The organism is Roseateles sp., from assembly GCF_019237615.1.
In the GTDB taxonomy this organism is placed as follows: Bacteria; Pseudomonadota; Gammaproteobacteria; order Burkholderiales; family Burkholderiaceae_C; genus Pelomonas.
Map to the genome: position 1 here is coordinate 24558 of NZ_JAFAGT010000012.1, position 22024 is coordinate 46581.

At 68.2% G+C, this 22024-nt stretch carries 21 protein-coding genes; 19 read left to right on the forward strand and 2 right to left on the reverse strand.

The genetic code is table 11. From position 1 onward, the window contains the following. Positions 1-16 precede the first annotated feature (16 nt). From JOY88_RS02095 to JOY88_RS02120, 6 genes are all read left to right on the forward strand, one after another. Entirely contained in the window at positions 17-1027 is a 1011-nt protein-coding gene (locus JOY88_RS02095) for a polysaccharide biosynthesis protein (protein WP_293499971.1), read from the forward strand. After that, positions 1020-2153 (forward strand): non-hydrolyzing UDP-N-acetylglucosamine 2-epimerase, encoded by a 1134-nt coding sequence (wecB, locus tag JOY88_RS02100; protein ID WP_293499972.1) that lies wholly within the window; start codon positions 1020-1022, stop codon positions 2151-2153. The genes JOY88_RS02095 and wecB overlap by 8 nt, the downstream gene beginning before the upstream one ends. Positions 2154-2292: 139 nt before the next feature. Next, entirely contained in the window at positions 2293-4173 is a 1881-nt protein-coding gene (locus JOY88_RS02105) for an SLBB domain-containing protein (RefSeq protein WP_293499973.1), read from the forward strand. Further along, positions 4173-5324, forward strand: a complete 1152-nt coding sequence (locus tag JOY88_RS02110; RefSeq protein WP_293499974.1) for a Wzz/FepE/Etk N-terminal domain-containing protein — start codon at positions 4173-4175, stop codon at positions 5322-5324. The genes JOY88_RS02105 and JOY88_RS02110 overlap by 1 nt, the downstream gene beginning before the upstream one ends. Before the next feature lie 13 nt (positions 5325-5337). Beyond that, positions 5338-6420 carry an MraY family glycosyltransferase gene (locus JOY88_RS02115; RefSeq protein WP_293499975.1) on the forward strand — a complete coding sequence of 361 codons (1083 nt, stop codon included), beginning with the start codon at positions 5338-5340 and terminating at the stop codon, positions 6418-6420. Between the two features lie 30 nt (positions 6421-6450). Further along, positions 6451-7917, forward strand: a complete 1467-nt coding sequence (locus JOY88_RS02120) for a DEAD/DEAH box helicase (protein ID WP_293499976.1) — start codon at positions 6451-6453, stop codon at positions 7915-7917. Here JOY88_RS02120 and JOY88_RS02125 read toward each other — a convergent pair. Further along, a complete protein-coding gene (locus JOY88_RS02125; RefSeq protein ID WP_293499978.1) occupies positions 7914-8684 on the reverse strand; it encodes an SAM-dependent methyltransferase in 771 nt (256 codons plus the stop codon). The two genes, JOY88_RS02120 and JOY88_RS02125, sit on opposite strands and share 4 nt — an antisense overlap. After that, positions 8681-9256, reverse strand: a complete 576-nt coding sequence (locus JOY88_RS02130; protein WP_293499980.1) for a Maf family nucleotide pyrophosphatase — start codon at positions 9254-9256, stop codon at positions 8681-8683. The genes JOY88_RS02125 and JOY88_RS02130 overlap by 4 nt, the downstream gene beginning before the upstream one ends. A 32-nt stretch (positions 9257-9288) precedes the next feature. Here JOY88_RS02130 and JOY88_RS02135 point away from each other — a divergent pair, with 32 nt between their 5' ends. The 13 genes from JOY88_RS02135 to lepB all read left to right on the forward strand — a co-directional run bounded on the left by JOY88_RS02135 (position 9289) and on the right by lepB (position 22022). Further along, entirely contained in the window at positions 9289-9840 is a 552-nt protein-coding gene (locus JOY88_RS02135; RefSeq protein ID WP_293499982.1) for a YceD family protein, read from the forward strand. Between the two features lie 173 nt (positions 9841-10013). Further along, a complete protein-coding gene (rpmF, locus tag JOY88_RS02140; RefSeq protein WP_056876082.1) occupies positions 10014-10199 on the forward strand; it encodes a 50S ribosomal protein L32 in 186 nt (61 codons plus the stop codon). 111 nt (positions 10200-10310) lie between these two features. Further along, positions 10311-11414 (forward strand): phosphate acyltransferase PlsX, encoded by a 1104-nt coding sequence (plsX, locus tag JOY88_RS02145; RefSeq protein WP_293499989.1) that lies wholly within the window; start codon positions 10311-10313, stop codon positions 11412-11414. After that, a complete protein-coding gene (locus tag JOY88_RS02150) occupies positions 11411-12409 on the forward strand; it encodes a beta-ketoacyl-ACP synthase III (RefSeq protein ID WP_293499990.1) in 999 nt (332 codons plus the stop codon). Before plsX ends, JOY88_RS02150 begins: the two co-directional genes overlap by 4 nt. Positions 12410-12466: 57 nt before the next feature. Then, positions 12467-13414, forward strand: coding sequence for an ACP S-malonyltransferase (fabD, locus tag JOY88_RS02155; RefSeq protein WP_293499991.1), 948 nt, complete (start codon positions 12467-12469; stop codon positions 13412-13414). A gap of 1 nt (position 13415) precedes the next feature. Next, positions 13416-14159, forward strand: a complete 744-nt coding sequence (gene fabG, locus JOY88_RS02160) for a 3-oxoacyl-ACP reductase FabG (protein ID WP_293499992.1) — start codon at positions 13416-13418, stop codon at positions 14157-14159. 87 nt (positions 14160-14246) lie between these two features. Beyond that, the gene (gene acpP / locus JOY88_RS02165; RefSeq protein ID WP_056204266.1) at positions 14247-14486 is read left to right on the forward strand and encodes an acyl carrier protein; all 240 of its coding nucleotides are present in this window, start codon (positions 14247-14249) and stop codon (positions 14484-14486) included. A 42-nt stretch (positions 14487-14528) separates the two neighbouring features. Then, positions 14529-15773, forward strand: coding sequence for a beta-ketoacyl-ACP synthase II (gene fabF / locus JOY88_RS02170; protein ID WP_293499995.1), 1245 nt, complete (start codon positions 14529-14531; stop codon positions 15771-15773). A gap of 283 nt (positions 15774-16056) precedes the next feature. Next, on the forward strand, positions 16057-16647 hold the full coding sequence (locus tag JOY88_RS02175) for a sigma-70 family RNA polymerase sigma factor (RefSeq protein WP_293499997.1): 591 nt from the start codon (positions 16057-16059) through the stop codon (positions 16645-16647). Continuing rightward, positions 16641-17153 (forward strand): RseA family anti-sigma factor, encoded by a 513-nt coding sequence (locus JOY88_RS02180; RefSeq protein ID WP_293499999.1) that lies wholly within the window; start codon positions 16641-16643, stop codon positions 17151-17153. The genes JOY88_RS02175 and JOY88_RS02180 overlap by 7 nt, the downstream gene beginning before the upstream one ends. A 71-nt stretch (positions 17154-17224) precedes the next feature. After that, on the forward strand, positions 17225-18688 hold the full coding sequence (locus JOY88_RS02185) for a DegQ family serine endoprotease (RefSeq protein WP_293500001.1): 1464 nt from the start codon (positions 17225-17227) through the stop codon (positions 18686-18688). 516 nt (positions 18689-19204) lie between these two features. Beyond that, complete coding sequence (lepA, locus tag JOY88_RS02190) at positions 19205-21013, forward strand: translation elongation factor 4 (protein WP_293500002.1); 1809 nt, start codon at positions 19205-19207, stop codon at positions 21011-21013. Between the two features lie 31 nt (positions 21014-21044). After that, positions 21045-22022 (forward strand): signal peptidase I, encoded by a 978-nt coding sequence (gene lepB, locus JOY88_RS02195; RefSeq protein WP_293500003.1) that lies wholly within the window; start codon positions 21045-21047, stop codon positions 22020-22022. The last annotated feature ends 2 nt before the right edge of the window (positions 22023-22024 follow it).

Sequence of the window (22024 nt, forward strand, 5' to 3'; positions counted from 1 at the left end):
CACAAGAAAGATACCCATGTTCAAAGACAAGGTCCTGCTGATCACGGGCGGCACCGGCAGCTTCGGCAACGCCGTCCTGAGCCGCTTCCTGAAATCCGACTTCGCCGAGATCCGCATCTTCAGCCGCGACGAGAAGAAGCAGGAGGACATGCGCATCGCCCTGAAGAGCGACAAGGTCAAGTTCTACATCGGCGACGTGCGCGACTACGACAGCGTGCATGACGCTCTGAGCGGCGTGGACTACGTCTTCCACGCGGCGGCACTCAAGCAGGTGCCGTCCTGCGAGTTCTATCCCATGGAGGCGGTCAAGACCAATGTAGTCGGAGCCGAGAACGTCATGCGCGCGGCCATTGCCCAGGGGGTGAGCCGCGTCGTCGTGCTGTCCACGGACAAGGCCGTCTATCCCATCAATGCGATGGGCATGTCCAAGGCCATGATGGAGAAGGTCATGGTCGCCAAGTCGCGGCTGTGCGACCCGTCCAAGACGGTGCTGTCGGCCACGCGCTATGGCAACGTGATGGCGTCGCGCGGCTCGGTGATTCCGCTGTTCCTGCAGCAGTTGCAGGACGGCAAGCCGCTGACGATCACGGACCCGACGATGACGCGCTTCCTGATGTCGCTGGAGGAGTCGGTGGACCTGGTGCTGTACGCCTTCGAACATGCCCGCCCCGGCGACATCTTCGTGCAGAAGGCGCCGGCCTCAACGGTGGGGGACCTGGCCGAGGCCATGCGCCAGCTGCTCAAGAAGGACAACGAGCTCAAGATCATCGGCACGCGGCATGGCGAGAAGCTCTATGAGTCCCTGGTCTCGCGCGAGGAGATGGCCCGCTCCGAGGACCTGGGTGGCTACTACCGCATCCCCGCCGATTCGCGCGACCTGAACTACGCCAAGTATTTCGTCGAGGGCGAGACCACCATTTCCGAGATCGATGACTACACCTCGCACAACACCAGGCGGCTCAGCGTGGACGAGGTCAAGCGGGTGCTGCTGCAACTGGACCTCATCCGGGAGGCGGTAAATGCTTAAGGTCATGACCGTCGTGGGCACGCGGCCGGAGATCATCCGGCTGTCTCGTGTCATCGCGCAGTTGGACCGGCACTGCGAGCATGTGCTGGTGCACACCGGCCAGAACTACGACTACGAGCTCAACGAGGTCTTCTTCAGCGACCTTGGCATCCGCAAGCCAGACCATTTCCTGGAGGCTGCCGGTGCCACCGCGGCCGAGACCATCGCGCTCGTGATCCAGAACGTCGACAAGGTGCTGGAGCAGGCCCGGCCCGATGCGCTGCTCATTCTCGGCGACACCAACAGCTGCCTCGCGGCTATCGCAGCCAAGCGCCGCAAGGTGCCGATCTTTCACATGGAGGCCGGCAACCGATGCTTCGACTTCCGCGTGCCGGAAGAGATCAACCGTCGCATCGTCGACCATACGGCCGACATCAACCTCAGCTACAGCCAGATCGCGCGCGACTACCTGCTGCGTGAGGGCTTCCCGCCCGATCAGGTCATCGTGACCGGCAGCCCCATGCGCGAGGTCATCGAGCATTACCGCCACGGCATCGAGGCCTCGGATGTGCTGCAGCGCCAGGGGCTGACCGCGGGGCGCTACTTCGTCGTCAGCTCGCACCGCGAGGAGAACGTCGACGCGCCGGAGAACCTGCAGCGCCTGCTGGCGCTGCTGAACGCGCTGGCCGAGCGCTATGACGAGCCCGTCATCGTCTCCACCCATCCGCGCACCCGCAAGCGCCTGGAGGCCTTGCTGGCCGCGCAGACGATGCACCCGCGGGTGCAGTTCATGAAGCCTTTCGGTTTTCTGGATTACGTCAAGCTGCAGTGCGGCGCGCGGGCGGTGCTCTCCGACAGCGGCACCATCACCGAGGAATCGTCGATCCTGAACTTCCCGGCGCTGAACCTGCGCGAGGTGCATGAGCGCCCCGAGGGCTTCGAGGAAGGCGCCGTGATGATGGTGGGCTTCGACGTCGAGCGCGTGCTGGACGGCCTGCGCATCCTGGAGGCCCAGCCGCGCGGAGACGAGCGCCTGCTACGCCTCGTCAACGACTATGCGCCGGCCAATGTCTCCGACAAGGTACTACGCATCATCGTCAGCTACACCGGTTTCGTGAACCGCCGGGTCTGGCGCAAGCCGGCCTGAGCCGCCCCTAGAATCCCGCCCACTCCGGGCCCTACACGGGCGGTTTGCCCCGCGGCATGGCCGCGCATCCGAAATTCCCATGATTCGACACGTGTCCCGCGCTGCACTCGTCCTGCGATTGGTCCTAGGCGCCTGCTTGATGGGTGGCCTGGCCCCTGTGGCCCAGGCCCAGATCGTCAACGGCATCTCTTACGACCAGTTGCCCAACTCGGGCGCCGCGGTGAAGCTGCAGCAGCCTCTCGACCCGTTGCTGAAGAAGGACAAGGCCGACAAGGCCGACAAGAGCCGCAACCGCCGCGACATGTTCGATGAGATGGCCGAGAAGCCGTTCTACCGGCCCAGCGAGTTCGAGCTGTTCGTGCGTCAACTGGCCGGCGTCACCAAGCCCGTGCTGGGCGAGAAGGTTGACGAGGATCAGCAACTGATCCGCCGTTTCGGCGCCGAGCTGGTCACGCCGGCCGCGCCGGGGCGCGATGGCGACACCGTGGCCGACGGCCCCAGCCTGGTGCCCGATGACTACCTGGTGGGGCCTGGCGACGAGGTGCTGCTGAGCCTGTGGGGTGGCGTAGAGGCCAACTTGCGCCTGACGGTGGACAGCCTGGGCCGTATCGCGATCCCGCGCATCGGCACGGTGGCCGTGCAGGGGCTGCGCTACGGCGACCTGCGCCAGGCCATCGCCAAGCGCGTGGCCGTCCAGTTTAAGAACTTCGACATCGCCGTGTCTCTGGGCCAGGTGCGCGCCATCCGCGTCTATGTGACCGGCTTCGTTCAGCGCCCTGGCGCGCAGTCCATCAGCGGCCTGTCCACGGTGCTGCATGCGCTGATGGCGGCCGGTGGCCCGACCGCCGTTGGCAGCTTCCGTGCCATCCAGGTGCGCCGCGGCAAGACCTTGGTGACCAACTTCGACCTCTACGACCTGCTGCTGCATGGCGACCGCGGCGGCGACCTCGTCCTGCGCAACGACGACGTGGTGCATGTGGCCGCAGTGGGCGCGCAGATCGGCGTCATCGGCAGCGTGAACAAGCCGGCGGTCTTCGAGACCAAGCCCGGCGAGACGCTGGCGGATGCACTGGCCATGGCCGGTGGCTTGTCGACGGTGGCCAACCGCGAGACCGCTGTCATCCACCGCCTTGACGCCCGCACCGGCCAGGCCGTGCGTGACGTCAACCTCGGGAAGGATCTGAAGCAGCCGTTGAACAACGGCGACGTGCTGCGCGTGCTGAGCCTGGCCGATGTGGCTGCCCCCATGCTGCGCCAGAACAAGCGCGTGCGCGTGGACGGCGAGGTGCAGAAGCCCGGTGACTACCTGATGCCGGCCGGCAGCACGCTGACCGACGCCGTCAAGGCAGCCGGGGGGCTCACGCCCGAGGCCTTCCTGTTCGGCACGGAGTTCAGCCGCGAGTCGGTGCGCCGCTCCCAGATCGACAGCTACGAGCGCGCGCTGCGCGACCTCGAGACCGACTTCACCCGTACCACGGCCGCTCAGCGCGAACGCCCCTCCACGGTGGGCGATGGCCAGGCCGCGCGCAACATGGCGCAGCTCAAGCTGATGGAGAAGCTGCGTGGCCTGCAGCCCAACGGCCGCGTCGTGCTGCAGATGGGCCCGGCCGACACCGTATTGCCGGCGCTGGCCGTGGAGGACGGTGACCGCATCTATGTGCCCTCGCGGCCGACCGCGATCAACGTCTATGGCAGCGTGCTCAACGCCGGTACCTATGCCTTCGACAACGGCCGTTCGCTGGACTTCTTCCTGAGCCAGGCCGGCGGCCCGGCACGTTCGGCCGACAAGGGCAGCATCTTCGTGCTGCGTGCCAACGGCAGTGTGGTCAGCAACCGCGCAGGCCGCAGCGGCTGGGTCTTCGGTGGCGGTCTCGTGGAAGCCACGGCTGCGCTGCCGGGCGACACGCTGTTCGTGCCGGAAGACAACCTGCGCCTCGAGACTTCGCAGGAGCTCAAGGACTGGTCGACCATCCTTTACCAATTCGGCCTGGGTGCCGTGGCCTTGAAGAGCTTCCGCTGATGACGACTCTGCCTCCCGACGCGGGTCTCGCCGCCGACACGAACGACGGCATGGACCTGATGCTGGAACTGGCCCGCCGGGCCCGGTTCATCGTGGTGGGCGGCCTGCTGGCCGGCGCGCTGGCGGTGGGTGCCAGCTACCTCATCAAGCCCACGTTCACCTCCTCCACGCTGGTGCTGCCTCCGCAGCAGCAGCAGTCGCTGGCGGCCTCGGCGCTGTCGTCCTTGGGTGCATTGGCCGGCCTGGCAGGCGGTGCCGGCGGCATCAAGAGCCCGCTGGACCAATATGTGGCGCTGCTGCAGAGCACCACCGTTGCGGACCACATGATCGAGCGCTTCAAGCTGCGCGAGGTCTATGACGAGAAACTGCTGATCGATGCGCGTGCGGTGTTCTGGAAGCGCCTGCGCGTGGCCGCAGGCCGCCGCGACGGCCTGATCACCATCGAGGTGGACGACCACGATCCGCAGCGAGCGGCTGACATGGCACGTGCCATGGTCGATGAGTTCCGCCGCATGACGACCGCGCTGGCCATTACCGAAGCCCAGCAGCGCAAGTTGTTCTTCGAAGGCCAGCTCAAGGCCGCCAAGGACAAGCTGACGGCCGCCCAGGTGGCGCTCCAGAACAGTGGCATCAGCCCTGGAGCGATCAAGGCGGAGCCCAAGGCTGCGGCCGAGGGTTACGCCAAGCTGCGCGCCGAGGCCACGGCGGCCGAGGTGAAGCTGCGCGTGTTGCTGGGCAGCATGACGTCTCAGTCGCCGGAGGTGCAGCAGCAGCAGGCGGCCTTGGCGGCGTTGAAGGCGCAACTCGCCAAGGTGGAGTCCAGCGGCGACGTGGGCGGCGACGCCGACTACATCGGCAAATACCGTGAGTTCAAGTACAACGAGACGTTGTTTGAGTTGTTCGCCAAGCAGTATGAGTTGGCGCGTGTGGACGAAAGCCGTGAGGGCGGGCTGATCCAGGTCGTCGACGAGGCCCAGGTGCCAGAGAAGAAGGCCAAGCCCAAGCGCGCCTATATCGGTGTGGGCGTGGCATTCGGCGTGAGCCTGTTGTTGTGCGTCGTCGTGGCGCTGCGGTTCCAGGCGCGCCGCGATCCCGAGGGTGGAGCGGCGAAGCTGGGGCGGCTCTGGTCCGCCCTGCTGGGGCGCGGCTGAGGTCGGAGCGGTGGTGCTGGCTCTCTGTGCCGGGTTTGCGATCGCCCTGTTGTTGACGCTGTGCGTCGTGCAGTTCGCTGGCGCGCGCTCGCGCGACACGGACCTGTCCGGCCCGCAGAAGTTCCACGTTCGCCCGGTGCCGCGCATTGGGGGCGTGGCCATCTACGCTGGCTTTGCGCTGGCTGCGCTCATCTGGTCCCACGAGAACGCCTCGGTGCGTGACGACACGCTGTGGCTGCTGGCCTGCAGCGTGCCGGCCTTCGCGGCCGGGTTGATCGAGGACCTGACAAAGCGCGTATCGCCGCTGCGGCGCATGCTGGCCATCGTGCTGGCGGCGAGCCTCGCGTCGCTGTGGCTGGACGCGGCCATTTACCGCACCGCCATCCCGGGCCTGGACTGGATCGCGGGTTTCGGCCTCGGCTCCGTGTTGCTGGCCATCTTCGTCGTCGCGGGCGTGGTCAACTCGATCAACATCATTGACGGATTCAACGGCCTGGCATCCATGTGCAGCATGATCATGCTGGCTGGCGTCGCAGCGGTCGCCGTCGACGTGGGCGATGGGTGGATCGCGGGCAGCGCGCTGCTGACCATTGCGGCGACCATGGGCTTCTTCGTCTGGAACTACCCGCGCGGCCTGGTCTTCCTGGGCGATGGCGGTGCCTATTTCCTCGGCTTCATGCTGGCCGAGCTCAGCATCCTGCTGATCGGCCGCCATCCGGAGGTCTCGCCACTGTTCCCGCTGGTGCTGTGCGCCTATCCGGTGGTGGAAACGGTGTTCTCCATGTACCGCCGCCGCGTGCTGCGCGGGCGACCCGTGGGCCAGCCCGACGGGGTCCACCTGCACAGCCTCGTCTACCGGCGTCTGATGCGCTGGGCCAAGCGCAGCCGGGACACCCGCGTGATCACGCGGCGCAACTCGCTGACCTCACCCTACCTCTGGATTCTCTGCTCGCTGTCGACGCTGCCTGCCGTCCTGTTTTGGGACGACACGCCGATGCTGGCGCTGGCGCTGGGGGGCTATGTGCTGGCTTACGTCGCCGTGTACTGGCGCATCGTGCGCTTCCGGACTCCGCGCTGGCTGGTGGCCCGTCGCTGACCGTGTTGACGGGGCAGCGATAATCCTGGTATGACCGAACCCACCCCGTCCGAAGTCGCCGAGGCGCCTCCCGCCCGCTTCGACACTCTCCCCCTCGACGCCAAGCTGCTCCGCGCGGTCGCCGACTCCGGCTACCTGACGATGACGCCCATCCAGGCCAAGGCGATCCCCATCGTCCTGGAGGGCCGCGACGTCATGGGTGCCGCGCAGACCGGCACGGGCAAGACGGCTGCCTTCTCCATCCCGTTGCTGCAGCGCATGCTCAAGCACGAGACTGCCAGCGTCTCGCCGGCCCGCCACCCTGTGCGCGCCCTGGTGCTTGCGCCCACGCGCGAGCTGGCCGACCAGGTGGCCGACAACGTCAAGAAGTACGCCAAGCACACCCAGCTGCGCTCGGCCGTCGTCTTCGGCGGCGTGGACATGAAGCCGCAGACCGCCCAGCTCAAGGCCGGCGTCGAGGTGCTGATCGCCACGCCGGGCCGCCTGCTGGACCACATCGAGGCCAAGAACTGCGTGCTCAACCAGGTCGAGTACGTCGTGCTCGACGAGGCCGACCGCATGCTGGACATCGGCTTCCTGCCCGACCTGCAGCGCATCCTCAGCTTCCTGCCCAAGGCGCGCCAGACGCTGCTGTTCTCCGCCACGTTCTCGCCCGAGATCAAGCGCCTTGCCCAGAGCTATCTGCAGGATCCCATCCTCGTCGAGACGGCGCGGCCCAACCAGACCGCGTCCACCGTCGAGCAGCGCTTCTACAGCGCGACCGACGACGACAAGCGCGCCATCATTCGCCAGATCCTGAAGGATCGCGCCATCCGCCAGGCCATCGTCTTCGGCAATTCCAAGCTGGGCGTGGCTCGCCTGGCGCGCGCCTTCGAGCGCGACGGTCTGCGCACGGCCGCCCTGCATGGCGACAAGTCGCAGGACGAGCGCCTGAAGTCGCTGGACGCCTTCAAGCGCGGCGAGGTGGACGTGCTGGTGGCAACCGACGTCGCGGCCCGCGGCCTGGACATCGCCGACCTGCCGGCCGTCTTCAACTACGACGTGCCCTTCAACGCCGAGGACTATGTCCACCGTATCGGCCGCACCGGCCGCGCCGGCGCGTCGGGCCTGGCGGTCACGCTGGTCACCAAGGCGGATGCCCGCCTCGTCGCCGACATCGAGAAGCTGATCAAGCGCAAGATCGACCTCGACGCCTTCGAGCTGGACGGCAGCGACCGTCCGCGCTTCGAGCGCCGCCGCCGCGACGAGGGGGTGGACCGTGAGGAGGCGCCGCAGCGCCCCGCGCGCCCGGCCTTCCGCCCGCCGGCGCCGCCGGCCGACCCCTTCTTCGACAAGCCCTACGAGGCCGGGGCGCGCGACGCCGCTCCTGCCTGGGAGAAGGCCAAGGCGGCTGCGCCGGCCGGCGTGGGCAAGGGGGGACTGTCCAGCTACATCAAGCCCAAGCGGCAGGTCGCCGCGCTGTTCGGCGCCAAGAAGCCGGCGCCCGCAGAAACCTAGGCGAGCAGCGCGAACACCGCCGGGATGCGGTCGGGCAGGGCGCTGGCGGCGTTGTCGCTGCGCTTCCAGTCCGCCACCGTCGCGGTGCGCGTCCAACCGCCCGGCAGCGTCAGGCCGACGCTGATGGACAGCCGCGTCGTCGGCTTCAGCGCCGCCAGCAGCGCCTGGCGCAATGCCTCGTTGCGATAGGGCGTCTCGATCAGCAACTGGGTCTGCTGGCCCCGGGCCGACAGGGCCTCCAGCTCACGGATGCGGGCAGTGCGCCCGCCTGCCTCCACTGGCAGATAGCCGACGAAGGCGAAACTCTGGCCGTTCAGTCCGCTGGCGGCCAGCGCCAGCAGCAGCGAGCTGGGGCCGGACAGCGGCTCCACCTCGATGCCAGCCTCGTGCGCCAGCGCCACCAGGCGCGCACCCGGGTCTGCCACTGCGGGCAGGCCGGCCTCCGAAATCAGACCCAGGTCATGCCCAGCGAGGGCAGGGGCCAGCAGTGTGCGCCAGGCGGCACCGTCGTCGCCTGCAGGCTTGCTCCCCTTGGCTGGGCGCGGCAACTCGGTGATCTGTACGGCCTGCAGCGCTTGCGCCAGCGGGGCGATTGCATCGACGCGCTTGAGCAGCGCACGCGTCGTCTTTGCGTTCTCGGCCGCCCAATGGCCCAGCCGGGCGGCCTGTTCGATGACGCGCTGGGGCAGTACCTCGCGCAGGTCCAGCGAATCGTCGACGCCGAAGTCCAGCGTGTTGGGCATCAGGATCAAACGGCCGTGCGTCATGCCAGCGGCTCCAGGCCGGCGCGGCGCAGCAGCGCGCAGGTGCGGATCAGCGGCAGGCCGACGAGTGCCGTCGGGTCATCGGACTCCACCGCCTCCAGCAGTGCGATGCCCAGGCTCTCAACCTTGGCGCTGCCGGCGCAGTCATAGGGCCGGTCTGCGCGCAGATAGGCCTCGATGGCTGCGTCGTCCAGTTCGCGAAAGCGCACGCGCACCTCGGCGCGTTCGATGGCGGCGAGGCCCGGTGCGACGACGGCCACGGCGGTCTGGAAGACGACCTCGCGGCCGCTCATGCGCCGCAGCTGCGCCGCCGCGGCCTCGTGCGTGCCCGGCTTGCCTATGGCCTCGCCGCCGAGGTCGGCGACCTGGTCGGAGCCGATGACGACGGCGTCAGGCCGCAGTGCGGCGACGGCACGGGCCTTGGCCAGCGCCAGCCGCTCGGCCAGCGCCGCCGGCACCTCGCCGGGCAGCGCGGCTTCGTCGACCGCGGGCGCGATGGCCTCGAAGGGCAGGTGCAGCCGGGTCAGCAATTCCCGTCGGTAGCGCGATGTCGAGGCGAGGATCAAGGAGGGCATCGGGGCATTCTCCCCCGCCTAAACTCACGACCATGAAATCGCGTGCCTTTGTTCCCGAGAAGCTCGACGTGGCGGCCCTGGCCCACGACGCCGCCAGCCTGGCCGGCGAATGGCCGGTGGCCCTGCTGGAGCGCCTGGCCGGCTCGGCCGCGCCCGAGGCGCCCGCCAGCGGCTGGCCCGCACTGCGCTGGAGCCTTGCCGGCGAGCAGCGCCAGCCCAAGGGCGCCAAGGCCCAGACCTGGCTGCACCTGACCGCCTCCGGCCAGGTGGCGCTGACCTGCCAGCGCTGCCTGAAGCCGGTGCTTGAGGACATCGCCATCGACCGCTGGATACGCTTTGTCGACACCGAGGCCGAGGCTGCCGCGCTGGACGTCGACAGTGACGACGACGTGCTGGCCCTGCCGCGTCACCTCGATGCCCGTGAGCTGATCGAGGACGAGATGCTGCTGGCACTGCCGCTGGTGCCGCGCCACGAGGTCTGTCCGGAGCCGCTGACCCATGCCGGCGACGAGGTGGAGCCCGAAGCCGCGGAGCGCCCCAACCCCTTCGCCAAGCTGGCCGCGCTGAAGCGCAGCGACGGCTGATGCCATGACCAGGCCCGCCATTCCGCGTCCTTTGATCGACCCGGTTTGGCGAATGGGCGATCCGGTGCTACACTCATGGGCTTTTCTGCGGCCTGGAGTTCGAGCCTTGATCTCACTCCACGGGGTCGCAACCCCAAACCCCGCACACTGTCCCGCAGAATTCGGAGAATCACATGGCCGTTCAGCAAAACAAGAAGTCGCCGTCCAAGCGCGGCATGCACCGTTCCCACAATGCCCTGGTGACCCCGGGCACGGCCATCGAGCCGACGACTGGCGAAGTGCACCTGCGTCACCACATCAGCCCCACCGGCTTCTACCGTGGCCGCAAGGTGCTGAAGAGCAAGGCCGACGCGGCCTGATGGCGTCCGGTGCCGCCCGGCGCGGCGCCCAGTCATCGATGAATCTGCCGACCCGGCCTGCGTATCGCGCAGGGCCGGGTTTGGTCTTTGTGGCTCACCAAAACCACTGAAATGACCGCCCACTTGCGTGAATCGCCCGAACCGATCCGCCTTGCCGTCGACTGCATGGGCGGTGACCATGGCCCCTCGGTCACGCTGCCTGCCTGCCGTGCCTTTCTCGACAAGCATGCCGGCGCCGAGCTCATCCTCGTCGGCCAGCCCGAGGCGCTGAAGGCCGCGGCCGCCTGGCCGCGCTGCCGCATCGTCGCGGCCAGCGAGGTCGTCACGATGGACGACGCCATCGAGGTGGCGCTGCGCCGCAAGCGCGATTCGTCCATGCGCGTCGCCATCCAGCAGTTGAAGGAGGGGCGTGACGGCGCGGCGCCGCAGGCCCATGCCTGCGTATCGGCCGGCAACACCGGCGCGTTGATGGCGGTGGCCAAGGTGCTGCTCAAGACGCTGGAGGGCATAGACCGTCCGGCCATCGCGGCTGTCATGCCCAACGCGGCGGGCCGCTTCACGACCGTGCTGGACCTCGGCGCCAACGTCGACTCCTCGGCCGAGAACCTGCTGCAGTTCGCCGTCATGGGCAGCGCACTGGTCTCCGCCGTCGAGGGCATCGAGGAGCCCAGCGTCGGCCTGCTCAACATCGGCGAGGAAGCCATCAAGGGCAGCGAGACCATCAAGCTGGCCGGCGAGCTGTTGCGCGCGGCGGGCACGGCGGGCCAGCTGAACTTCTTCGGCAACGTCGAGGGCAACGACATCTACAAGGGCACGACGGACATCGTCGTCTGCGACGGCTTCGTCGGCAACGTCATGCTCAAGACCTCCGAGGGCCTGGCGACGATGATCGGCGCCTTCATCAAGGAGGAGTTCAGCCGCAACCTGCTCACCAAGGCGGCGGCCGTGATGGCGCTGCCGGTGCTGAAGGCCTTCAAGCACCGCGTCGACCACCGTCGCTTCAACGGCGCCGCGCTGCTGGGCCTGCGCGGTCTCGTCTTCAAGAGTCATGGCTCGGCCGACGCCTTCGCCTTCGAGCAGGCGCTGGCGCGCGCTTATGATGCCGCCCGCAACCGGCTGCTTGACCGGGTCCACGACCGCATCGTCGCCACGCTGCAAGCGAAGGCGGGCGATGCGGGTGACAACGCGGCGAACGTCGTCGCGCAGGCCGCATGAGCCCCACTGGAATCCATACTCCCCGCTACTCCCGCGTTCTCGGCACCGGCAGCTTCCTGCCCGCCGACCGGGTGACCAACCAAGACCTGGCCGCGCGTCTCGCGGCCGACGGCATCGAGACCTCCGACGACTGGATCGTCGAGCGCACCGGCATCCGCGCGCGCCATTTCGCCGCGCCTGACCAGGCCGCCAGCGACCTGGCCTTCCCGGCTGCGCAGGCGGCGCTCGACGCCGCCGGCATCGTCGCCGAGGAGCTGGACCTCATCATCGTCGCGACGTCCACGCCCGACATGGTCTTCCCGTCCACCGCCTGCCTGCTGCAGCGCAAGCTCGGCGTGCACGGCTGCGCGGCCTTCGACGTGCAGGCCGTCTGCTCGGGCTTCGTCTACGCGTTGAGCGTGGCCGATGCCATGATCAAGAGCGGCGCCGCCAACAAGGCCCTGGTCGTCGGCGCCGAGGTGTTCTCGCGCATCCTGGACTTCAAGGACCGCACCACCTGCGTGCTGTTCGGCGACGGCGCCGGCGCCGTCGTGCTGGGGGCCAGCAGCGAGCCCGGCATCCTCGCGACCGAGCTGCATGCCGACTCGCGCCATGTCGACGTCCTCTGCACGCCCGGCACCGTTGCCGGCGGCCAGGTGATCGGCAGTCCCTTCCTGAAGATGGACGGCCAGGCCGTCTTCAAGCTCGCCGTCGGCGTGCTGGAGAAGGTGGCGCGCTCGGTGCTGGACAGGGCCGGCATGACGGATGCCGACCTCGACTGGCTGATCCCGCACCAGGCCAACATCCGTATCATGCAGGGCACGGCCAAGAAGCTGAAGATGGATCTGAACAAGCTCATCGTCACCGTCGACGAGCATGGCAACACCTCGGCCGCCTCCGTGCCGCTGGCCCTGGACGTGGCCGTGCGCAGCGGCCGCATCCAGCGCGGCGACACCCTGATGCTGGAAGGCGTGGGCGGCGGCTTCACCTGGGGCGCGGCCCTGTTGAAGTACTAGCGATCCGGGCCCGCCGTGTTGGCGGGCATGGGCCGCCATCGAACTGGAACTGAATCTATGACTGCACCTTTTGCCGTTGTCTTCCCCGGCCAAGGCTCGCAGGCCGTCGGCATGCTCGACGCCTGGGGCGACCATCTGGAAGTGCGCCGCACGCTGGAAGAGGCCTCGACCGCGCTCGGCGAGGACATCGCCGCGCTGATCCACGCCGGCCCCAAGGACCAGCTGGACCTGACGACCAACACCCAGCCCGTCATGCTGACGGCCGGCATCGCCTGCTGGCGCGCCTTCGTCGCCGAGACCGGCGCCGTGCCCGTCGCCGCGGCCGGCCATTCGCTGGGCGAGTACACGGCGCTGGTCGCGTCCGGCGCGCTGAGCCTGGCCGACGCGCTGCCGCTGGTGCGCTTCCGTGCCCAGGCCATGCAGGAGGCGGTGCCGGTGGGCGCCGGTGCGATGTACGCCATCCTGGGCCTTGACGGCGACGCCGTGCGCGCCGGCTGCGCCCAGGCCGCCGCCGAGACCGGCGAGGCCATCGAGGCTGTCAACTTCAACGACCCCAAGCAGACGGTCATCGCCGGCAGCAAGGCCGGCGCCGAGAAGGCCGCCGAGATCCTGAAGGCTGCGGGCGCCAAGCGCGCGCTGCCGCTGCCGGTGTCCGCGCCCTTCCACTCCAGCCTGATGAAGCCGGCCGCCGAGCGCCTCAAGGAGAGGCTCGCGACCGTGCGGTTCCAGGCTGCTGCCTTCCCGGTTGTCAACAACATCGACGTGGCCGTGACCGACAACGCCGACGCGCTGCGCGACGCGCTGTACCGCCAGGCCTTCGGCCCGGTGCGCTGGGTGGAGGTCGTGCAGGCCCTCAAGGCCCGCGGCGTGGGCCACGTCATTGAGGCCGGCCCCGGCAAGGTGCTGACCGGCATGGCCAAGCGCATCGACGGCGAGCTGCAGGCCGCCTGCGTCTTCGATCCCGCCTCGCTCGCCGAGGCCCGTGCGCTGCTGGGAGGTGGCTGACATGACTGAATCCGCATCCAAGGGTGTCGCCCTCGTCACCGGCGCCAGCCGCGGCATCGGCCGCGCCATTGCGCTGGGCCTCGCCAAAGAGGGCTGGCGCGTCATCGGCACCGCCACGACCGAAGCCGGCGCGGCCGGCATCACCGAGGCGCTGGCGGCCCATGGCGGCCGCGGCATCGCGCTGAACGTCACCGACGGCGCCGCTGCCCAGGCCGCCGTGGACGACATCGTCGCCAAGGACGGTGGCCTGCACCTGCTCGTCAACAACGCCGGCATCACGCGCGACATGCTGTCCATGCGCATGAAGGACGAGGACTGGGATGCCGTCATCGACACCAACCTGAAGGCGGTCTTCCGCCTCGCCCGCGCCGCCACCAAGCCGATGATGAAGCAGCGCGCCGGCCGCATCGTCAACATCACCTCCGTCGTCGGCGCCTCCGGCAATGCCGGCCAGGCCAACTACGCCGCCGCCAAGGCCGGCGTGGCCGGCCTGACCCGCTCGCTGGCCCGAGAGCTGGGCAGCCGCGGCATCACCGTCAACTGCATCGCGCCGGGCTTCATCGCCACCGACATGACCGAGGTGCTGCCCGAGGCCCAGAAGGCCGCGCTGCTGGCGCAGATCCCGCTGGGCCGCCTGGGCGCGCCTGAGGAAATCGCCGCGGCCGTCGTCTTCCTGGCGTCACCCGGCGGTGCTTACATCACGGGCACCGAGCTGCACGTCAACGGCGGCATGTACATGGCCTGATTTGGGCCGGGCCCCCTGATTTAGGGGCGCCCATCTAGAGCCCGTAGAATGCTGGGCTGTTTTCTGCAAACCCCTCCTGGAGGAGTCATGAGCGATATCGAAGCACGAGTCAAGAAAATCATCGCCGAGCAACTCGGCGTGGCGGAAGCCGACGTTACGAACGAGAAGGCTTTCGTTGCCGACCTGGGCGCCGATTCTCTGGACACCGTGGAACTGGTGATGGCCCTCGAAGACGAGTTTGGCATCGAGATCCCGGACGAAGAAGCCGAGAAGATCACCACCGTGCAGCTGGCGATCGACTACGCCGTCAAGCACCAGAAGGCCTGAGGCCTTTTCTCTCTCGCAACTCTGATCCCTGATCCGCACTGCATGACCCGTCGCCGCGTCGTCGTCACCGGTCTTGGCCTGATCAGTCCCGTCGGCAACACTGTTGCCGAAGGCTGGGCCAATATCCTCGCCGGACGTTCCGGCATCGCCACCGTCACCCGCTTCGATGCCAGCAACCTGGCATGCCATTTCGCGGGTGAGGTCAAGGGCTTCAACATCGAGGACTACATCCCCGCCAAGGAAGCCCGGCACATGGATGGATTCATCCATTACGGCCTGGCGGCGGCCTTCCAGGCGGTGCGGGACTCCGGCATCCCGACCGGGGATCAGCTGACCGAAGAACAGGCCGAGCGCATCGGCGTGCTCGTGGGTTCCGGCATCGGCGGCCTGCCGCTGATCGAGGACACCCATACCGAGCTGATGAACCGCGGCCCGCGCCGCATCTCGCCGTTCTTCATCCCGGCCTCGATCATCAACATGATCTCGGGCCATGTGTCCATCAACTTCGGCTTCCAGGGTCCCAACCTTGCGATCGTGACGGCCTGCACCACGGGCCTGCACGCGATCGGCGAGGCGGGCCGCCTCATCGAGTACGGCGATGCCGACGTGATGGTCGCGGGCGGCGCCGAGGGCGCGGTGTCGGCGCTGGGCATCGGCGGTTTCGCCGCCGCCCGGGCGCTCTCCACCCGTAACGACGATCCCGCGACCGCGTCCCGTCCCTGGGACAAGGACCGCGACGGCTTCGTGCTCGGCGAGGGTGCCGGCGTGCTGGTGCTCGAGGAGTACGAACACGCCAAGAAGCGTGGCGCCAAGATCTACTGCGAACTGTCCGGTTTCGGCATGGGTGCGGACGCGTACCACATGACCGCGCCCAACGTGGACGGCCCCAAGCGCTCCATGCGCGCGGCGCTGCGCAACGCGGGTGTCAACCCCGACCAGATCCAGTACATGAACGCCCACGGCACCTCCACGCCGCTGGGTGACGTGAACGAGACCAACGCGATCAAGCTGGCCTTCGGCGACCACGCCAAGCGCATGGTCGTCAGCTCGACCAAGTCCATGACCGGCCACCTGCTGGGCGGCGCGGGCGGCATCGAGTCGGTCTTCACGGCGCTGGCCATCCGCGACCAGGTCGCCCCGCCGACGATCAACATCTTCAACCAGGATCCCGAGTGCGACCTGGACTACTGCGCCAACGAGGCGCGGCCGATGAAGATCGAGTACGCCGCGAAGAACAACTTCGGCTTCGGCGGCACCAACGGCACGCTGATCTTCAAGCGCGTCTGACGACGCCTCAGCCCGGCGATGCGTCGCACGCCGCCGGTCGCCGTGCCGTCTTGCCTCAGTCGGCCGCGCAGCCGCCGGGACGACCAGGCCCCTCGTGGCTGGCCGAGGGCGGCCGTGACGGCGAGTCCCCCGTGCAGCCGGCCATGCTGATCGACCTCGGCAGCTGGCTGCTGCTGAGCGCCAGCCCGGGACCGCGCTGCCTGCCGCTACCGCGCGCAGGGCAGCCGGCCTGGCGTGCGCCGCGGACAACGCTCCTTGCCGCGCCGGGCGGCGTGGCTCGGCGATGACGGCGGAGGCCGACGCGTTGTTGGTCCGCGAGGCCCAGCAGGGCAGCCGCGCCGCCTTCGACATGCTGGTGCTGAAGTACCAGCGCCGCGTCGAGCGCCTGTTGTCGCGCAGCGTGCGCGACCCCGCCGACGTGGCCGACCTGTGCCAGGAAACCTTCCTGGCCGCCTACCGCGCGCTGCCTGCCTTCCGCGGCGAGAGTGCCTTCTACACCTGGATCTACCGCATCGCGATCAACGCCGCCAAGCGCCATCACGGCAACCGTGCCCGCCAGCGCCCGGTCGAATCCCTGGACGGCGATGAGGGAACTTTCGGAACCGGCGCGACTCCAAGCGACGATGCGACTCCGGAGGCCCTGCTCGCCGGCCGCCAGTTGGCGCGCGAGCTGGACGATGCGGTCGGGGCCCTGGCCGAGGACCAGCGCCGGGCGCTGCTGCTGCGAGAGGTGGATGGCTTGAGCTACGACGAGATCGGCGATCTGATGGGCTGCCCGCCGGGCACCGTGCGCTCGCGCATCTTCCGGGCGCGCGAGGCCGTCGCCGCGCGGCTGCGCCCGCTGCTGGGCGGCGGGGGAGGGCGGCGATGGTGAGCCACGCCGACGACATGCTGGCCGAGGCCATGTCCGCGGTCATGGACGGGCGTGCGACGCCCGCGGACTGGGCGCGCGTGAATGCCGCCTGGGCGAGCGACCCGGCCTTGCGCGAACGCTGGGCACTCTGGCACGCCGCCGGCGACGGCCTGCGCAGTGCCGAACTGCCTCGCCTGCATCGGGAGCCCGAGGCCTTGCTCACGGCCTTGCATGCGCAGTTGCCGGCCCCGGCGGCTGCACCGCGCGGGCGTGACTGGCTGGCGCCCCTCGCCGTCGCCGCCAGCTTCGTGGCCCTGGCACTGGGCATGGGCGCGTTGCGGCCCGTTCCCGCGCCGGACGCCGTCGTTGCCGCGGCACCCATGCCGGCGCCGCGCGTGCAGGGGCTGAGCGGCCTAAGCTTTGCGCAGGCGGCCGCAGGGCTTACCCTGCCGGGCGACGCGCCGCCGGAGGTGATCGACTGGGGGCCGCCCTTGCCCGAGCCTGCCGCCTCGCGGCCCCTCCCTTGAAGCGCTGCCACGCCGCCCCATCTGCCTTGTCCCTTACAGCCTTCTGTTCATTGCATCCCTGGAAATCGACCATGCACGCTGAGAACCGCTTCCATCCTGCGCGCGCGCGCTTCCTGCTTTCCAGCACGACGCTGGCGCTGGCGCTGGCCCTGGGCCAGACACCGGCCACGGCGCAGCCGCGCGAGCTGCCGGATTTCACCGAGCTCGTGGAGCGCGTCGGCCCGGCGGTGGTCAACATCCGCACCGCCGAGAAGGTCAAGCTGCCCGAGGGCCAGGCCGAGATGAACGAGCAGATGCAGGAGTTCTTCCGACGCTTCGGCATCCCGGTGCCCAACCAGCGCCGTGGTGCGCCGCGCGGCGGTGCGCCTGACGACGACGCCCCGACGCGCCGTGGTGTCGGCTCCGGCTTCATCCTCAGCGCCGACGGCTATGTGATGACCAACGCCCACGTCGTGCAGGGTGCCGACGAGGTCATCGTCACGCTGACCGATAAGCGCGAGCTCAAGGCCAGGATCATCGGCGCCGACCAGCGCTCCGACGTGGCCGTCGTGAAGGTCGAGGCCACGGGCCTGCCGGTCGTCAAGGTCGGCGACAGCAACAAGGCCCGCGTCGGCGAATGGGTCATGGCCATAGGCTCGCCCTTCGGCCTGGAGAACACCGTGACGGCCGGCATCATCAGCGCCAAGCAGCGCGACACCGGTGACCTGCTGCCGCTGATCCAGACCGACGTGGCCATCAACCCCGGCAACTCCGGCGGCCCGCTGGTGAACATGCGCGGCGAGGTCATCGGCATCAACTCGCAGATCTACAGCCAGAGCGGCGGCTACATGGGCATCGCGTTCGCGATCCCGATCGACGAGGCCATCCGCGTGGCCGACCAGCTGCGTGCCGGCGGCCATGTCGTGCGCGGCTACCTGGGCGTGCTGCCGGACGACATCACCAAGGAGGTCGCCGAGGCCATCGGCCTTGGCAAGCCCCTGGGCGCGGTGATCCGCTCCGTCATCGCCGGCGGCCCGGCCGAGAAGGCCGGCATCGAGGGCGGCGACGTCGTCACCAAGGTCGACGGCAAGACCGTGGACAAGGCCTCGGACCTGCGTCGCCTCGTTGCCGCCGTGAAGCCCGGCGCCAAGACCACGCTGACCGTGTTCCGCCGCGGCGTGACCAAGGACATCGTCGTCACCATCGGCGAGGACGAGCGCAGCAAGAAGCCGGGCGGCGGCAGCGAGGGCGGCAATGAACCCGCCCCGGCGGCGGCGCCGAGCGCGGCCCTGGGGCTCAAGGTGTCCGAGCTCACCGAGGCCCAGCGCAAGGAGATGAAGCTCAAGTCCGGCGTCAAGGTGGACAGCGCCACCGGCGTTGCGGCGCGTGCCGGGCTGCGCGAGGGCGACCTCATCCTGTCGGTGGACAACGTCGAGGCGGCCTCGGTCAAGGTCTTCCAGGCTCAGATCGCCAAGGCGGACAAGGCCAAGGTCATCAACCTGGTGGTGCGCCGCGACGATGTGGTCAGCTTCGTGCTGCTCAAGCCGACGCGCTGATGTGGCGCAAACCAGGGTTGTCCGCTCGGACTTTCCGCGATGCGACAAGGCGCGACCGGGCGGCGGTCGAGGTTGTCCACCGCTTCGCGAAGTTGGCGCCGGCTAACTTCTCGGACATGTGCTCGATTGTTCGCGCAGACGGCTAAAATCAGCGCCTGACGTGGCCAGGAATGGGCGTCTGGCGGCGGAATCGATACCCGCCGCCAACGCCCTGATTTGATCCACAGGCGATCCACAGGATCTTGTGGATAAGCTGTGGTTAAAAACTCTTGTTGGCAGCCTGCAACGGCCGGAAAACCAATGCTGGTGCGGTTTCCCGGCCGGGCCTTTTGGCTACAATGAAAGCCCAACAAGCAGTTGCCATACCTTTTGTTGGAAGGCACGTCGCCTCTTCGACGTGCCTTTTTTTTGCCTACCGCCGCGCGGCTTCACCGCGCTTCACTTCGCATGTGAAGTGAGCGTGCGGCGCAACGGCCCAAGCCGTTGTGTCCTTCAGCACTGCGCTGCCGAGATCAGATGAACCACATCCGCAACTTCTCCATCATTGCCCACATCGACCATGGCAAAAGCACCCTGGCCGACCGCATCATCCAGCGCTGCGGAGGCCTGAGCGATCGCGAGATGGAGGCGCAGGTGCTGGACTCCATGGACCTGGAGCGCGAGCGCGGCATCACGATCAAGGCGCAGACGGCGGCGCTGCAGTACAAGGCCAAGGACGGCCAGGTCTACAACCTCAACCTCATCGACACGCCGGGCCACGTCGACTTCTCCTATGAAGTGAGCCGCTCGCTGTCGGCCTGTGAAGGCGCGTTGCTGGTGGTCGACGCGTCGCAGGGCGTGGAAGCCCAGACGGTGGCCAACTGCTACACGGCGCTGGACCTGGGCGTCGAGGTGGTGCCGGTGCTGAACAAGATGGACCTGCCGTCGGCCGACCCGGACAACGCCAAGGCCGAGATCGAGGACGTCATCGGCATCGACGCGGACGACGCGATTCCCTGCTCGGCCAAGACCGGCATGGGCATCGACGAGATCCTGGAAGCCGTCATCACCCGCATGCCGCCGCCGCGCGGCAACCCGCAGGGCGCGCCGCGCGCGATGATCATCGACGCCTGGTTCGACAACTACGTCGGCGTCGTCATGCTGGTGCGGGTGGTCGACGGCGAGCTGCGCAAGAACGAGCGCATCCGCATGATGGCGACCAACGCGGTCTACCCCATCGAGCACCTGGGCGTGTTCACGCCCAAGAGCGAGAACCGCGACGCGCTGAAGGCCGGCGAGGTGGGCTTCATCATCTGCGGCATCAAGGAACTGGCCGCGGCCAAGGTGGGCGACACCATCACGCTGGAAAAGAAGCTGCCCAACAACGCCGGCCCGGCGACCGAGGCGCTGCCGGGCTTCAAGGAGATCCAGCCGCAGGTGTTCGCGGGCCTGTACCCCACCGAGGCCAGCGAGTACGACCAGCTGCGCGACGCGCTGGAGAAGCTCAGCCTCAACGACGCCTCGCTGCGCTACGAGCCCGAGGTCAGCCAGGCGCTGGGCTTCGGCTTCCGCTGCGGCTTCCTGGGCCTGCTGCACATGGAGATCGTGCAGGAGCGCCTGGAGCGCGAGTTCGACCAGGACCTCGTGACGACGGCGCCCAGCGTCATCTACGAGGTGGAGCTGAACGACGGCGAGGTGATCCAGGTCGAAAACCCGTCCAAGATGCCCGACATCGGCCGCATGCGCGAGATCCGCGAGCCCATCGTCACGGTGCACCTCTACATGCCGCAGGACTATGTCGGCGTCGTCATGACGCTGGCCAACCAGAAGCGCGGCATCCAGCTCAACATGGCCTACCACGGCAAGCAGGTCATGCTGACCTACGAGATCCCGCTGGCCGAGATCGTGCTGGACTTCTTCGACAAGCTCAAGAGCGCCTCGCGCGGCTACGCGTCCATGGACTACGAGTTCAAGGAATACCGCGCGGCCGACGTCGTCAAGGTCGACATCATGATCAACGGCGACCGCGTCGACCCGCTGGCCATGATCGTGCACCGCAGCCAGAGCCAGTACCGCGGCCGCGCCGTGGCGGCCAAGATGCGCGAGCAGATCCCGCGCCAGATGTACGACGTGGCCATCCAGGCCGCCATCGGCGCCAACATCATCGCCCGCGAGAACATCAAGGCGCTGCGCAAGAACGTGCTGGCAAAATGCTACGGCGGTGACATCACCCGCAAGCGCAAGCTGCTGGAAAAACAGAAGGCCGGCAAGAAGCGCATGAAGCAGATCGGCTCCGTGGAAGTGCCGCAAGAAGCCTTCCTCGCCATCCTGCAAGTCGACGACTGAACTCCTCCATCCAGCCTTGAAAACCTCCTTGATGAGCGCTCTGACCGGTGTTTTGTACGCGGCCCTGGTGGCCTATCTGGGCGGCTGGTACATCGGCCGATGGAACGGCAACTTCGCGCTGCTGCTCTTCATCCTGACGGCGGTCACGCTGCTGTACTGGCTGGCCGAGCGCTTCCATTTCGCGCCGGCCCGCCGCGCCGCCGCCGATGCGCTGGCTGCCAACGACGTCAAGCGTCGCGAGGCGCTGGCCGCCCAGGGCATCGCGCATGTGGACGGCGACATCGAGCCGGCCCGCCAGCAGATCCTGCAGCAGCCCTGGTGGCTGGACTGGACCGCCGGGCTGTTTCCGGTGATCCTGGTCGTCTTCCTGCTGCGCAGCTTCCTGTTCGAGCCGTTCAAGATCCCGTCGGGCTCCATGGTGCCCACGCTGCTGGTGGGCGACCTCATCCTCGTCAACAAGTTCCACTACGGCGTGCGCCTGCCGGTGCTGAACAAGAAGATCATCGCCAACCACGACGTCAAGCGCGGCGACGTGATGGTCTTCCGCTACCCCGAGGACCCGAGCACCGACTTCATCAAGCGCGTGGCCGGCATCCCGGGCGACGAGGTGAGCTACATCAACCAGAAGCTCTACATCAACGGCCAGGCCACGCCCGTCCAGCCCCAGGGCAACTTCTACGACGAGGATGCCCGCGTCTACCGCCAGCGCTTCCTGGAGAAGCTGGGCGACAGGGAGCACCAGATCCTCGTCCAACCCGATGCGCAGCGCTTCTTCCGCGCCGACCGCGCCGACGGCCCGTTCCCCTTCATCGAGAACTGCCGCTACACCATCGAAGGTGTGACCTGCAAGGTGCCGGCCGGCCACTACTTCATGCTGGGCGACAACCGCGACAACTCGCGCGACTCGCGCTTCTGGGGTTTCGTGCCCGACGAGAACATCGTCGGCAAGGCCTTCTTGGTCTGGATGAATTTCGGTAACCTCAAGCGCGTCGGAACCTTCTTCGATTGATG